Here is a 13,951-nt window from a genome sequence, read left to right on the forward strand (position 1 = left end):
TCCCAGCCGGTCAGTCCCCGGGCCGCAGCACCGGGCGCAGGCTGTCCAGCACGGACTCGTCCTCGATGGTGGAGGGCACGGCGGCGTCCTTGCCGTCGGCGATCTCCCGCATGGTCTTGCGCAGGATCTTGCCGGAGCGGGTCTTGGGCAGCCCGTTCACGATGGTCACGTCCTTGAAGGAGGCCACCGCGCCGATCTCGTCGCGTACCAGCCGGACCAGCTCGGCCCGGATCTGCTCGGGGTCGGTGTCGATCCCCGCCTTGAGCACGATGAAGCCGCGGGGGTGCTGGCCCTTCAGGCTGTCGGCCACGCCGATGACCGCGCACTCGGCCACCGCCGGGTGCTGGGCGATCGCGGCCTCCATGCTTCCGGTGGAGAGGCGGTGGCCGGCCACGTTGATCACGTCGTCGGTCCGGCCCATCACGTAGAGGTAGCCGTCGGCGTCGACGTATCCCCCGTCGCCGGAGAGGTAGAACCCGTCGAAGGCGGAGAGGTACGACGCGACGTACCGCTCGTCGTCACCCCACAGGGTGGGCAGCGTGCCCGGCGGGAGCGGCAGCCGGACGCAGATCGAGCCCTCCGTCCCGGGTGGGACCTCGGCCCCGCGCTCGTCGAGGACCTGGACGTCGTACCCGGGCACCGGCACGGACGGCGAGCCCGGCTTGATCGGCATCGGCTCCAGTCCTCGGAGGTTGGCCGCGATGGGCCAGCCGGTCTCGGTCTGCCACCAGTTGTCCACCACCGGCACGCCCAGGTGGTCGCTGGCCCAGTGGTAGGTGTCGGGGTCCAGCCGCTCCCCCGCCAGGAACAGCGTGTCGAGGCAGGCGAGGTCGTAGCCGGCCAGGAAGGTCGCGTCCGGGTCCTCCTTCTTGATCGCCCGGATCGCGGTGGGAGCCGTGAACAGCGCGCGCACGCCGTACTCCGAGATCACCCGCCAGAACGCCCCGGCGTCGGGGGTGCCGACCGGCTTCCCCTCGTAGATGACGGTGGTCGCGCCGTTGATCAGCGGGCTGTAGACGATGTAGGAGTGGCCGACCACCCAGCCGACGTCCGAGGCTGCCCACCAGACGTCGCCGGCCCCGCAGCCGTAGATGTGCGGGAGAGACCAGGCCATCGCCACCGCGTGGCCACCGTTGTCCCGGACGATGCCCTTGGGCTTGCCCGTGGTGCCGGAGGTGTAGAGCACGTAGAGCGGGTCGGTGGCGGCCACCTCGACGCACTCGGCCGGGTCAGCGCGCCCGGCCCGCATCGCGACGTCCCAGTCCACGTCCCGGCCCTCGACCATCGACGCCTCCACCTGGGGGCGCTGCTTGACCACCACGGCAGCCGGTCGGTGCTCGGCCAGCTCGAGCGCCTTGTCCAGGAACGGCTTGTACTCGACGACCCGGCTGGGCTCGATCCCGCAGCTGGCCGAGACCAGGACCTTCGGCCGGGCGTCGTCGATCCGGATCGCGAGCTCGTGCGGCGCGAAACCGCCGAACACCACCGAGTGCACCGCCCCGATCCGGGCGCAGGCGAGCATCGCGACGACCGCCTCGGGGATCATCGGCATGTAGATGACCACCCGGTCGCCCTTGGCGACCCCGAGGGTCCGCAGCACGCCCCCGAACGCGGCCACCTCCTCCAGCAGCTGGGCGTAGGTGAGTGTGCGCCTGGTGTCGGTGACCGCCGAGTCGTAGACCAGCGCGAGGCGGTCCGCCGCGCCCCCGGCGACGTGCCGGTCCAGCGCGTTGTAGCACGTGTTCAGGGTCCCGTCGGCGAACCACCGGTAGAAGGGCGGGCTGCTCGCGTCCAGGACCGTCCGGGGCCGCCGGATCCAGTCGACCAGATCGGCCTGCTCGCCCCAGAAGCCCTCCGGGTCGCTGATGGAACGCGTGTACGCCTCGTGGTACTCACCCATGGGTCCACCTTGCCGTGACCGCCCCGAAGCGTCCAGCACGGGCGGCCACAGGGTCGGCCAGCGGCGCGTCCGCTGCGCCCAGTGGTCCTGCCCGGGGCCGCCCGGGGGGCAGAGTTCACCGAACCGTGTCCTTCACATGTTGCCTTCGCCACTCCGACTCGCGGCGAACCTGCGCTACCTTGCGAACAGGCGACGGAGCCCGTTGCCAGGTTCGGGACCCTGTCCCCCTCTGAAAGGTGCGTCATGAAACATCTGCGTCTGACGTCGCTGGGCATGGTTGCCGCGGCGTCCGTGCTTGTTCTTGCAGCCTGTTCCCCGCCCTCGGACGACAAGAGCGACACCACCACCGACACCGGGGTCAAGGCGAGCGAGGCCACGTCGGCCGACGACTTCGGCGGCATGGACAAGCTGGTCGAGGCCGCCCAGAAGGAGGGCGAGCTCAACGTGATCGCCCTGCCTCCGGACTGGGCGAACTACGGCGAGATCATCGACACCTTCGCCAAGAAGTACGACATCAAGGTGAACTCCGACCAGCCGGACGCGGCCAGCCAGGACGAGATCAACGCCGCCGACCAGCTCAAGGGCACCGACCGGGCCCCGGACGTGTTCGACCTCGGCCAGGCCGTCGCGCTGGCCAACACCGACATGTACGCGCCGTACCAGGTGCAGACCTGGGCGGACATCCCCGACCAGTTCAAGGAGGCCAGCGGCCTGTGGGTCAACGACTACGGCGGCTACATGGCCATCGGGTACGACTCCTCCAAGGTGCCGGACGTGACCTCGGTCAACGACCTCCTGGGGTCCGACTTCAAGGGCAAGGTCGCCCTCAACGGTGACCCGACCCAGGCCGGTGCCGCGTTCAGCGGCGTGATGATGGCCTCGATCGCCAACGGCGGCTCCGCAGACGACATCGCCCCCGGGGTGGACTTCTTCGACCAGCTCAACAAGAAGGGCAACTTCCTTCCGGTCGACCCGACGTCCGCGACGATCGAGTCCGGGCAGACCCCGGTCGTCATCGACTGGGACTACCTGGGTGCTGCCGAGGCCAAGAACGTCGACACCTGGAAGATGATCATCCCGGAGGAGGCCGTCGTGGCCGGCTACTACTTCCAGGCGATCAACGCCGACGCCCCGCACCCGGCCGCCGCGCGGCTGTGGCAGGAGTTCCTGTTCAGCGACGAGGGCCAGAACCTCTGGCTCAAGGGTGGCGCCCGACCGATCCGTGGCGAGGCCATGGCCCAGGCCGGCACGATCGACAAGGCGCTGTGGGACGCCCTGCCGCAGGTGGCGGGCACCCCGGTGGTGCCGACCAACGAGCAGACCGAGAAGGCCGCGGCCTACCTCGCTGACAACTGGTCGAAGGTCATCAGCTGACAATGGCGAAGGCCTCGTCAGCCGGGGCGGGCCGGCGGATCATCTCCGTCGGCCCGTCCCTCGCCCTGCTGCCGTTCCTGACCTACCTGTTCATCTTCCTGGTGGTCCCGACGGTCACGGTGGTGGTCGGCGCCTTCCAGAGCGACGCGGGCCTCACCACCGCGAACGTCAGGGCGCTCGGCAGCGAGGCGGCACTCACCGCGTTGTGGAAGAGCGTGCTGCTCTCCGGGATCACTGCGGTCATCGGCGCGGTCCTCGGGGGGCTGCTGGCCTACCTGGTGCTGGTAGGTCCGCCGAACAGCCCGCTGCGCCGCATCACGATGGCGGTGAGCGGGGTGCTCGCCCAGATGGGCGGGGTGACCCTGGCGTTCGCGTTCATCGCGACCCTGGGCTACTCCGGCGTGGTCACCGAGGCGCTGCGTTCCTGGCCCGGCATCGACATCTTCGGGTCCGGGTGGCTGTTCGGGCTCCCGGGTCTCGTGGTCGTGTACTCCTACTTCCAGATCCCCTTGATGGTGATCGTCTTCATGCCGGCGCTGCAGGGGGTCCGGCCCCAGTTCCGGGAGGCGGCGGTCAGCCTGGGCGCGAGCACCCGCCAGTACTGGCTCCAGGTGGCCTTCCCGATGCTGCGTCCGGCCTTCCTGGGCTCGATGCTGCTGCTGTTCGCCAACGCGTTCGCGGCCTACGCGACCGCTGCCGCCCTGGTCAGCCAGGGCAACCCCATCCTGCCGCTGTTCATCCGGGCCGCGCTGACCAGTGAGATCCTGCTGGGTCAGCAGAACCTCGGCTTCGCACTGGCCCTGGAGATGATCGTGGTGGTCTCGGTGGTGATGACGCTGTACGCCGTCCTGCTGCGCCGCACGGCCCGGTGGCTGCAGTGAGCGGGTCGCTGGCCTGGCGGGTCTTCCGGTGGACGGTGCTGCTGCTGCTGGCGGCGTACTTCCTCATCCCGCTGTGGTCCATGCTCGACTTCAGCACCCAGGCCCCGGGCACCCAGCCGGGGCGGACGCTGGAGGCCTGGCGCGCGCTGGTCGAGGACCCGGCGCTGCGGGAGGCGATCATCGCGTCTCTGCTGCTCGCGCTGTTCACGGTCGTGCTGATGGTCCTGCTGCTGGTGCCGACGATGGTGTGGGTCCGGCTGCGGGTGCCGGGGGCGTCCCGGCTGGTCGAGTTCCTGTGCCTGCTGCCGCTCACCATCCCGGCGCTGGTCATCGTCGTGGGCATCAAGAACGTGATGCTGTGGGTCACCTACTTCGTGGGGGACACGCCGCTGGCGCTCACCTTCGCCTACGTGATCCTCGTGCTGCCCTACTCCTACCGCGCCATCGACGCGGCGCTGTCCGCGATCGACGTGGCCACCCTCTCCGAGGCGGCGCGGTCGCTGGGGGCCGGCTGGACCACGGTGATGGTGCGGATCGTGCTGCCCAACATCGTCCCGGGCGTGCTCTCCGCGGCGTTCGTCTCGGTGGCGCTGGTGCTGGGCGAGTACACCTTCGCCTCGTTGCTCCACTACGACACCCTGCCCACCGAGATCGCCCTGCTCGGCAAGAGCCAGGCCACCGTCTCCGTGGCCGCCTCGCTGGCCTCGCTCATCCTGGCCAGTGCCCTGCTGCTCGGGCTGGGGCTCTTCAGCCGTGAACGCCGTACCTCGGAAGGACAGTGATCGTGGCCTCTGACTCCGGCCTGGCCGTCAACTTCAACAGCGTCACCCGCGTCTTCGGGAGCGTGCGGGCGCTCGACGGCTTCGACCTGCACATCGCCCCCGGGGAGCTGGTCGCCCTGCTCGGCCCCTCCGGGTGCGGCAAGACCACGGCGCTGCGGATCCTGGCCGGACTCGACCAGGCCACCTCGGGCAGGGTGGACGTCGGCGGCCGGGACCTGACCCGGGTCCCGGCGAACAAGCGCGACATGGGGATGGTCTTCCAGGCCTACAGCCTGTTCCCGCACCTGACGGTCCTGGAGAACGTCGCGTTCGGCCTCAAGCTGCGCGGCCAGGACCGCGCGTCGCGTCATCGGCGCGCCTCGGAGGTGCTGGAGCTGGTCGGGCTCAGCGAGCAGGGCTCGCGGTACGCCCACCAGCTCTCGGGCGGCCAGCAGCAGCGGGTGGCGCTGGCCCGGGCGCTGGCGATCGAGCCGTCCGTGCTGCTGCTCGACGAGCCGCTCTCGGCCCTGGACGCGAAGGTCCGCAGCCAGCTGCGTGACGAGATCCGCCGGGTCCAGCTCGAGGTCGGCACCACGACCCTGTTCGTCACCCACGACCAGGAGGAGGCGCTCGCCATCGCCGACCGGGTCGGAGTGATGAACGAGGGTCACCTCGACCAGCTCGCCGCACCTGCCGACCTCTACGCCCAGCCGGCGACCCGGTTCGTCGCGGAGTTCGTCGGGCTCAACAACCGGGTGCCCGCGGTGGTGGTCTCCGGCCGGGCGGAGGTGCTCGGCACCGAGGTGCCCACCATCGAGGGCTCGCTCGCACAGGGTCCGGGCCAGGCCTTGGTGCGGCCGGAGTCGGTCACGGTCGGCCGGGACGGCGGCGCGAACGCGTCGGTGGTCTCGGTCAGCTTCCTGGGGCCGATCTCCCGCGTGTACTGCGTCATCGACGGCGGCCAGCAGGTGATGGCCCAGGTGGCCAGCTCCTTCGCGGTCACCCTGCAGCCGGGCGACCGGGTCACGGTCGGCGTGGAGCCGACGCCGCTGCTGGTGATCGCCGGCTGAGCGCCCGACCGGGCAGGTCGGATGACCCGTCCGGGTCATTTGCCGCCGATCCGCCGCGCCCGCACCCACGCCGCTGCCACGCTGGGGCCGACCACCAGGTGGACCAGGGGGACCCGGATGCAGACAACGCTGAGCGTGCCGTCGTACGCCGATCTCGTCGGCCTGGTCGGCCAGCCCGTGCAGGTGCTCGACGACGTCGGGCTGGAGCTGACCGTCGAGTGCCTCTCGACCCCGGTGACCTTCGCCGGGCTGACCAGCTACAGCGTGCGGCTGACCGGCCCCTCGGGCCGTCACCTGGCACCCGGCCGCCACCCGCTGCGGTCCTCGACGGCGCACTTCGAGCTGGTCCTGGAGCACATCGGGAGCGACCTGCGCTACCAGCACTACGAGGCGTTCCGGCAGGAGTACTCCGAGCGCCGCTGAGCCCAGCCTGGCGGCGTGGCGCAGCCCCGGCTCCGGGCAATAGTGTGACGCCATGAGCTCACCGGTCAGCGGAGGCCCCGGCCTTCCCCAGCAGCGTCGTCTCGTCACCGCGGTCCCCGGGCCGGAGTCCGCCGCGCGGTTCGCCCGCAAGAAGGCGTACGTGGCCGACGGGGTGAGTACCGCACTGCCGGTCTTCGTCGCCGCGGCGGGTGGCGGGGTACTGCTCGACGTCGACGGCAACTCGCTGATCGACCTGGGCTCGGGGATCGCGGTGACCACGGTCGGCAACGCCGCCCCCGAGGTGGTGCGCCGTGTCCAGGAGCAGGTGGCCGCGTTCACCCACACCTGCTTCATGGTCACGCCGTACGACGGCTACGTCGACGTCTGCGAGACGCTGGCCGACCTCACGCCCGGCGACCACGCGAAGAAGTCGGCGCTGCTCAACTCCGGCGCCGAGGCCGTGGAGAACGCCGTCAAGATCGCGCGCTCCGCGACCGGCCGGGACGCGGTGGCGGTGTTCGACCACGCCTACCACGGGCGCACCAACCTGACGATGGCGATGACCGCCAAGAACATGCCCTACAAACACCGGTTCGGCCCCTTCGCCGGCGAGGTCTACCGGGCGCCGATGTCCTACCCGCTGCGCGACGGGATGTCCGGCGAGGATGCGGCCGCCCGCGCGATCGACGTCCTGGACAAGCAGGTGGGCGCTGAGAACCTGGCGGCCGTGGCGATCGAGCCGATCCAGGGCGAGGGCGGGTTCATCGTGCCCGCCGAGGGCTTCCTCCCTGCCCTCGCGGAGTGGACGCGGGCCAATGGCATCGTGCTCATCGCCGACGAGATCCAGTCCGGCTTCTGCCGCACCGGCACCTGGTTCGCCTGCGACCACGAGGGCGTCGTACCCGACCTGATCACCACGGCCAAGGGCATCGCCGGAGGCATGCCCCTCGCTGCGGTCACCGGCCGGGCCGAGCTGATGGACTCCGTGCACGTCGGCGGTCTCGGCGGCACCTACGGCGGGAACCCGGTGGCCTGCGCCGCGGCCCTGGGGGCGATCGAGGAGATGCGTCGGCACGACCTGCCCGGCCGGGCCACCGCGATCGGCGAGCTGATCCGCAGCAGACTCCTCGACCTGGCCGACCGGCACCCGGTGATCGCCGACGTCCGGGGCCGGGGCGCGATGATGGCGATCGAGCTCTGCCAGCCGGGGACGGTCACCCCCGACGCCGCCCGGGCGGCGGCGGTCAGCTCCTACTGCCACCAGCAGGGCGTGGTCACGCTCACCTGCGGCACGTGGGGCAACGTGTTCCGCTTCCTGCCCCCGCTGTCGATCAGCGACGACCTGCTGCACGAGGCGTTCGACGTGGTGGCGGCCGGCTTCGACGCGACCGCCTGACCCGTCAGTCAGCGCACTTCGTGGAGGCCCCAGGGCGCGCCGTACTCGGTGAGCAGGTCGAGGAACGGGACCGCGTCGAAGGCCTCGGGGCCCAGGACGCCGGCGCCGGTCCAGGTCCCCCGGGCGATCAGCTCCAGCGCGACGACCGGGTTGACGGCGGTCTGCCAGACCACGCACTGGTGGCCGTACTCGGCCATGGACCACTCGTTGTCCACCACGTGGTAGAGGTACGTCGAACGGGGGCTGCCGTCCTTGCCGGTGCCGGTGACCCACAGGCCCGCGCAGGTCTTGCCGGTCATCCGGGGCCCGAGCTCGGCCGGGTTGGGAAGGCACGCGGCCACGACGTCCCGGGGAGAGACCTCGACCTCCCCGACCCGGACCTTGTCGGTGCGGTCCAGACCGAGCTTGTGCAGGGCCTTGAGGACGTCGATGAACTCCTCGCCCAGGCCGTACTTGAAGGTGGCGCGGCGGCAGTCCACCCACCGCGGCATGAGCAGGACCTCTTCGTGCTCGACGTTCACGCACTCGACCGGCCCGATGCCCTCGGGGAAGTCGAAGACCTCCGGCTCGGAGAACGGCTCGGTGGTGAACCAGCCCTTGTCGCGCTCCCAGATCACCGGGGGGTTGAGGCACTCCTCGATGGTCGTCCAGATCGAGAACGACGGGGCGAAGTCGTAGCCCTCGACGGTGAGGTTGGCCCCGTCCCGGGTGCCGAGCTCGTCGATCTCGGAGAACAGGTGGTCGGCGGCGTAGCGCGCGAAGACGTCGGACAGCCCCGGTTCGACGCCGATGCCGACGAGCGCGAGCCGGCCGGCGGCCTCCCACTCCCCCGCCCGGGCGAACTGCTCGTCGCCGAGCTTGACCCCGACCTCGGCGTACGGCGCCGTCGGGTGCGGCCGGGACAGCGACATCGCCATGTCCAGGTAGTCGGCGCCGGCCGCGGCGGCGCCGTCGAAGATCGGCATCACGAAGCGCGGGTCCACGGCGTTCATCACGTGGGTGATCGCGTGCTCACGGCACAGGGCCGCCACCGACTCCGCCGAGGACGCGTTCACCCGGGCGGGCACGAAGCGTGGGTCGGTGGCCGCCGCCTCGGCGCGGGTCAGGTCGTAGTCGGCGATCACGATCGCCTCGTAGAAGTCGCGACGCGCCGCGATCGCGGCGAACGCGGCGCCGACGCCGCCGGCGCCGACCAGCAGGATTCTCATGGTTCCTCGTCTCCGTCGGATCCGACTCCTCGGCTCGGGCTACCGGCCGATGTAGGACATCACGTGCTTGATGCGGGTGTAGTCCTCCAGGCCGTACATCGACAGGTCCTTGCCGTACCCGGAGTGCTTGAAGCCGCCGTGGGGCATCTCGGAGATGAACGGGATGTGGGTGTTGATCCAGACCACCCCGAAGTCGAGCCGCTTGGCCATCCGCATCGCCCGGGCATGGTCCTTGGTCCACACCGAGGAGGACAGACCGTACTCCACGGCGTTGGCCCAGCGCACCGCCTCGTCCTCGTCGGTGAACCGCTGCACGGTGATCACCGGCCCGAAGATCTCGGTCTGGATCTGCTCGTCGTCCTGCTGCAGGCCGGAGAGCACGGTCGGCTCGAAGAAGTAGCCGCTCTGGCCGACCCGGTGGCCGCCGGCCTCGATCCGGGCGTGGCCGGGCAGCCGCTCCACCATCCCGGAGACGTGGGCGAGCTGGTTGGCGTTGTTGAGGGGCCCGTACGCGACGTCCTGGTCGTCGGGCATCCCGGTGACGGTGCTGCGGGCCTGCTCGACCAGGGCCGCGACGAAGTCGTCGTGGACACCCGGTCCGGCCAGCACCCGCGTGGCCGCGGTGCAGTCCTGGCCGGCGTTGAAGTAGCCCGCCATCGCGATCGCCTCGGCCGCCGCCGGCACGTCGGCGTCGTCGAACACCACGACCGGGGCCTTGCCCCCGAGCTCGAGGTGGACCCGCTTGAGGTCGGCAGCCGCGGCGCCGGCCACCTCCATGCCCGCCCGGACCGAGCCGGTGATCGAGACCATCTGCGGGGTCTTGTGCTGGACCAGGCTGCGCCCCGTCTCCCGGTCCCCGGTGACCAGGTTGAGTACGCCGGGGGGCAGGAACTCCTGGCACAGCTCGGCAAGCAGCACCGACGAGGCGGGGGTGGTGTCGCTGGGCTTGAGGACCACCGTGTTCCCTGCGGCGAGCGCCGGGGCGATCTTCCAGATCATCATCATCAGCGGGTAGTTCCAGGGCGTCACCTGACCGACCACGCCGATCGGCTCCCGGCGGATGAAGGAGGTGTGGTCGCGCAGGTACTCCCCGGCCGACTTGCCCTCCAGCACCCGGGCCGCCCCCGCGAAGAACCGGAAGTGGTCCGAGCTGAGCGGCAGCTCCTCCGAGGCGGTGAGCCCGAGCGGCTTCCCGGTGTCCTTCGACTCGACCCGGACGATCTCGTCGGCCCGGGCGTCGATCGCGTCGGCGATCTTGAGCAGCGCCTGCTGGCGCTCCGAGGGCGTGGTGTCGCCCCACGACTCGAACGCCTTCGAGGCCGCCTGGTAGGCGCGGTCGACGTCCTCGGCGCGCGACATCGCGGCTGCGGCGTACACCTCGCCGGTGGTCGGGTCGATGACGTCGTAGGTCTCCCCCGACAGCGCGTCGACGACGTCGCCGTTGATCACGTTCCGGAACACCTCGTCCGCCATCACACCAGCTCCTGTGTCCTGCTCGGTCCGCTCCAGGGTCATGCCCTGGACGTCAACGGCGAGCGTAGCCGTGCGGCCACGGATTCTGTAGAGGAGACCCGCTTGACCGACTGATTCCACGTGATCGAGGCACGGACGCCACGCAAACTGCACGTCAGAGCTGAAGCGTGGGGCCCGTCTCGGGCAGGTGTCCGGTGCAGCACTCGGGAAGCAGGCTGCGCAGCACCTCCAGGGCGTGCGCGGCCTTCTCGAGGTAGAACAGCGACGGCTCGATGACGTGGAGACCGGGGTGGCCGGCCCACACCGCCAGGATCCGCTCGTCGATCTCCGCCGCCTCGGCCGCCGACTCGGTGCGCTGGGGGTTCCGGTGGTTGTAGCCACCCTCGGCGCTGGGGGTGCGCAGGTGGATGATCGCGTCGTAGCGCGCCAGCTCGGCCTCCCGGGTGGTCGCCAGCTGCGCCCAGAAGTCCTCGGTCGGTCCGGGCCAGTAGGCCAGCCCGTCGATGCTGCCGCGGTCGCAGATCACCAGCGCCGGGCGGTGTGTCTCGGCGACGACCTCGAGCTCGCGCTGGACGTGGTAGATGGCTCGCTGGACCGCCCGCCGGCACTGCGTCTCCTCGTGCCGGGGGAAGCCACCGTTGAACAGCAGGCTGGCCGACTCGGGCAGCACGGTGACGTGCTGGCACAGCGACTGGCGGACCAGCTCCAGGAACGCGGTCTTGCCGGCTCCGGGACCCCCGGTGAGCACCACCCGCCGCTGCTGGTGCTCCCGGGTGCAGGTGCAGATGACCATGTCCTCGCCTCTCACTCGCTCCCGTGGACCGGACGGCCGTCGACCCAGGTCGACACCACCCGGGCCGCACCGATCTCCTCCACCGGCCCGGCGAACGGGTCGCGGTCCAGCACCACCAGGTCCGCGACCGCGCCGGGGGCCAGCACGCCGGCGTCGTCACGGTGGTTGACCCGGGCCGAGCCCGAGGTGTACGCCGCGAACGCCGTCGCCAGGTCCAGGGCCTGCTCGGGGAGGAACGGGACGTGGGCGGCCGGCCCTTCCTCGCCGTAGGCCGTCCGGTTCACCGCGACGTGGATCGCTGCGAGCGGGTCGGGAGTGCTCACGGGCCAGTCGCTGCCGGCGGCCAGCCGTGCGCCGGCACGGTGCAGGTCGCCGAAGGGGTACTGCCAGGCGGCGCGCTCGTCGCCGAGGAACGGCACGGTGAGCTCGACCATCTGGTCGTCCAGGCACGCCCAGAGTGCCTGCATGTTCGCGGTGACCTCGAGGGCGGCGAACCGGGCGACGTCGTCGGGGTGCACCAGCTGGAGGTGGGCCACGTGGTGGCGCAGGTCCCCGCTGCCCACCGCCGTCCGGGCGTGCTCGAAGGCGTCCAAGGCCTCCCGGACGCCGCGGTCGCCGATGGCGTGCACGTGCACCTGGAACCCCTCCGCGGCCAGCGCCGCGACGTACCTGCGCAACGCGGCCGCCTCCACGAAGGAGTGGCCGGTGTTGGTGGTGGGGTGCCCGCACCGGTCGAGGTACGGCGCGCCCAGCGCCGCGGTGCCGTTCTCCGCGACACCGTCCTGCATGATCTTCACGCTGGTGGCCCGCAGCCGGCCGTGCGTCAGCTCGGCGCGGCGCCGGACGAGCTCCGGGATCTGCTCCTCACCGCGGCGCCGGTCCCACCACAGCGCCCCCACCACCGACGCGGTCAGCTCGCCGGAACGGGCCGCACGCAGGTAGGTCGGGGACGGGTCGTCCATGCCGGCGTAGTCACCGAGGATGGCGTCCTGCCAGCCGGTCACCCCCAGGGAGTGCAGGTGGGCCTGGCCGGCCATCAGGGCGCGGTAGTACTCCTCCGGACCGGTGGCAGGGAGGTGCCGGGCGACCAGCGCCATCGCCCCCTCGTGGAGGGTGCCGCTGGGCCGGCCGGCGGGATCGCGCTCGAGATAGCCGTCGGAGGGGTCGGGGGTCGCGGCGTCGTCGAGGCCCGCCAGCTCCAGGGCGCGGCTGTTCACCCAGGCCCCGTGGTGGTCGCGGTTGGGCAGGAAGACCGGCCGGTCCGCGACGACGGCGTCCAGGTCGGCGGCCAGCGGCGCGCCGCCGGGGAACGCGGCCATCGCCCAGCCGCCGCCGAGGATCCACGGCAGGTCGGGGTGCTCCGCGGCGTACGCCGCGATCGCGGCGAGGTAGTCCTCCCGGGTCCGAAGCCCGGAGAGGTCGCAGCGGATCCGCTCCAGACCGCCCTGCACCGCGTGCACGTGGGCGTCGACGAAACCCGGGGCCACCAGGCCACCCGCCAGGTCCACCACCAGGGCCCCGGCGGTGTCGGGCTCGGCCCGCTCCACACCGCGGATGCGGCCGTCCTCGACGACCACCGCGCCCGCACCGAGGTAGCGGTACCCGTCGAAGACCGTTCCCCCGCGCAGCACCACCCGGCTCATCCGCGTCCCTCCAGCAGTGGCCCGGCGGGGTCGTGGGTGATCCCCACCTTCCGCGCGGCCAGCCCGGAGAGCGCCTCGAGGCAGACCCGGTTGGCGAGGTACGCGGTGATCTCGGCGTGGTCGTAGGGCGGGGAGACCTCCACCACGTCGATGCCGGCGACCGGGAGCTCGCGGCAGATCCTGCGCACGGAGTCCAGCAGCTGCCGGGAGGACAGCCCACCCGGCTCGGGGGTGCCCGTGCCGGGCGCGTGGCCGGGGTCGCACACGTCGATGTCGACGGAGAGGAAGACCGCGTCACAGTCGTCCAGGGCGATCTCCAACGCCTCGTCCAGGCAGTCGTCGAGGCCCCGGGCGCCGATCTCGGTCATCTCGAAGGACCGCATCCGCTGCTCGGCCATCCAGTCCAGCGTCTCGGGACCCGGCCAGTAGCCGCGCAGACCGATCTGCAGGAACCGGTCCCCCCGCAGCGCGCCGGACTCGATCAGGCGCCGCATCGGCTGACCGTGGCCGTACAGCGAGCCGAACTCGATGTCGCCGGTGTCGGCGTGGGCGTCGAAGTGGAGCATCGAGACCCGGCCGTAGCCCCGGTGCCGGGCCACGCCGGTGGCGTCGGCCAGGGCGATCGAGTGGTCGCCGCCGAGCACCAGCGGCACCGCTCCGGTCCGGGCGACCGCGTAGACCGCGTCCTCCAGCCCGCCCAGGGCCCGCTGGATCTCCCCAGGAGGCATCTCCACGTCGCCGGCGTCGACCACCCGCAGGTCGCGCAGGGCGTCCACCCGGAGCGCCAGGTGCGGCCTCGAGCCGTCGTGGGCCAGGTAGCAGGTCTGCCGGATCGCCCCCGGCCCGAAGCGGGTGCCGGGCCGGTGGGAGGTGCCCCCGTCGAAGGGTGCCCCCAGCACGACGACGTCGGCATCGGCGTACGACGTGGGATCGTCGAGGTCGACCGCGTCGACGCCCAGGAAGGTGACGTCGGGACCGAACTGGGCTCCGTAGCGGCTCATGGGAGATTCCTACCAGCCCGGGGAGCCG

General features: G+C 71.5%; 12 protein-coding genes. 6 read left to right on the forward strand and 6 right to left on the reverse strand.

Going from position 1 to position 13,951, the window contains the following annotated elements; genetic code table 11:
• Positions 1-10: 10 nt before the first annotated feature.
• Complete coding sequence (locus PLP61_RS01575; protein ID WP_324499701.1) at positions 11-1,900, reverse strand: propionyl-CoA synthetase; 1,890 nt, start codon at positions 1,898-1,900, stop codon at positions 11-13.
• Between the two features lie 243 nt (positions 1,901-2,143).
• On the opposite strand from PLP61_RS01575, the gene PLP61_RS01580 reads away from it, so the two are divergent.
• From PLP61_RS01580 to gabT, 6 genes are all read left to right on the forward strand, one after another.
• Entirely contained in the window at positions 2,144-3,274 is a 1,131-nt protein-coding gene (locus tag PLP61_RS01580; RefSeq protein ID WP_324499703.1) for an ABC transporter substrate-binding protein, read from the forward strand.
• A gap of 2 nt (positions 3,275-3,276) precedes the next feature.
• Positions 3,277-4,155 (forward strand): ABC transporter permease, encoded by an 879-nt coding sequence (locus tag PLP61_RS01585; protein ID WP_324499705.1) that lies wholly within the window; start codon positions 3,277-3,279, stop codon positions 4,153-4,155.
• Positions 4,152-4,937, forward strand: a complete 786-nt coding sequence (locus PLP61_RS01590) for an ABC transporter permease (RefSeq protein WP_324499707.1) — start codon at positions 4,152-4,154, stop codon at positions 4,935-4,937. The genes PLP61_RS01585 and PLP61_RS01590 overlap by 4 nt, the downstream gene beginning before the upstream one ends.
• Positions 4,938-4,939: 2 nt before the next feature.
• The gene (locus tag PLP61_RS01595; protein ID WP_324499709.1) at positions 4,940-5,986 is read left to right on the forward strand and encodes an ABC transporter ATP-binding protein; all 1,047 of its coding nucleotides are present in this window, start codon (positions 4,940-4,942) and stop codon (positions 5,984-5,986) included.
• Between the two features lie 117 nt (positions 5,987-6,103).
• The gene (locus PLP61_RS01600; protein WP_324499710.1) at positions 6,104-6,409 is read left to right on the forward strand and encodes a hypothetical protein; all 306 of its coding nucleotides are present in this window, start codon (positions 6,104-6,106) and stop codon (positions 6,407-6,409) included.
• Between the two features lie 52 nt (positions 6,410-6,461).
• A complete protein-coding gene (gene gabT, locus PLP61_RS01605) occupies positions 6,462-7,805 on the forward strand; it encodes a 4-aminobutyrate--2-oxoglutarate transaminase (RefSeq protein WP_324499712.1) in 1,344 nt (447 codons plus the stop codon).
• A gap of 8 nt (positions 7,806-7,813) precedes the next feature.
• On the opposite strand, the gene PLP61_RS01610 is transcribed toward gabT, so the two are convergent.
• From PLP61_RS01610 to speB, 5 genes are all read right to left on the reverse strand, one after another.
• Positions 7,814-9,013 carry a saccharopine dehydrogenase family protein gene (locus PLP61_RS01610; protein WP_324499714.1) on the reverse strand — a complete coding sequence of 400 codons (1,200 nt, stop codon included), beginning with the start codon at positions 9,011-9,013 and terminating at the stop codon, positions 7,814-7,816.
• A 39-nt stretch (positions 9,014-9,052) separates the two neighbouring features.
• Positions 9,053-10,486, reverse strand: coding sequence for a gamma-aminobutyraldehyde dehydrogenase (locus tag PLP61_RS01615; protein ID WP_324499716.1), 1,434 nt, complete (start codon positions 10,484-10,486; stop codon positions 9,053-9,055).
• 154 nt (positions 10,487-10,640) lie between these two features.
• Complete coding sequence (locus PLP61_RS01620) at positions 10,641-11,279, reverse strand: ATP/GTP-binding protein (RefSeq protein ID WP_324499718.1); 639 nt, start codon at positions 11,277-11,279, stop codon at positions 10,641-10,643.
• A gap of 11 nt (positions 11,280-11,290) precedes the next feature.
• Positions 11,291-12,922, reverse strand: a complete 1,632-nt coding sequence (locus PLP61_RS01625) for an amidohydrolase (protein WP_324499720.1) — start codon at positions 12,920-12,922, stop codon at positions 11,291-11,293.
• A complete protein-coding gene (gene speB, locus PLP61_RS01630; protein WP_324499722.1) occupies positions 12,919-13,923 on the reverse strand; it encodes an agmatinase in 1,005 nt (334 codons plus the stop codon). The genes PLP61_RS01625 and speB overlap by 4 nt, the downstream gene beginning before the upstream one ends.
• Between the last annotated feature and the right edge of the window lie 28 nt (positions 13,924-13,951).

The sequence above is a fragment of the Nocardioides sp. genome (genome assembly GCF_035429765.1).
GTDB lineage: Bacteria > Actinomycetota > Actinomycetes > Propionibacteriales > Nocardioidaceae > Nocardioides.

Coding starts and splice junctions, on each gene's coding strand:
- PLP61_RS01580 (WP_324499703.1), top strand. CDS start 2,144: ATGAAACATCTGCGTCTGACGTCGCTGGGCATGGTTGCCGCGGCGTCC.
- PLP61_RS01575 (WP_324499701.1), bottom strand. CDS start 1,900: ATGGGTGAGTACCACGAGGCGTACACGCGTTCCATCAGCGACCCGGAG.
- PLP61_RS01600 (WP_324499710.1), top strand. CDS start 6,104: ATGCAGACAACGCTGAGCGTGCCGTCGTACGCCGATCTCGTCGGCCTG.
- PLP61_RS01610 (WP_324499714.1), bottom strand. CDS start 9,013: ATGAGAATCCTGCTGGTCGGCGCCGGCGGCGTCGGCGCCGCGTTCGCC.
- PLP61_RS01625 (WP_324499720.1), bottom strand. CDS start 12,922: ATGAGCCGGGTGGTGCTGCGCGGGGGAACGGTCTTCGACGGGTACCGC.
- PLP61_RS01620 (WP_324499718.1), bottom strand. CDS start 11,279: ATGGTCATCTGCACCTGCACCCGGGAGCACCAGCAGCGGCGGGTGGTG.
- PLP61_RS01615 (WP_324499716.1), bottom strand. CDS start 10,486: ATGGCGGACGAGGTGTTCCGGAACGTGATCAACGGCGACGTCGTCGAC.
- speB (WP_324499722.1), bottom strand. CDS start 13,923: ATGAGCCGCTACGGAGCCCAGTTCGGTCCCGACGTCACCTTCCTGGGC.
- PLP61_RS01585 (WP_324499705.1), top strand. CDS start 3,277: ATGGCGAAGGCCTCGTCAGCCGGGGCGGGCCGGCGGATCATCTCCGTC.
- gabT (WP_324499712.1), top strand. CDS start 6,462: ATGAGCTCACCGGTCAGCGGAGGCCCCGGCCTTCCCCAGCAGCGTCGT.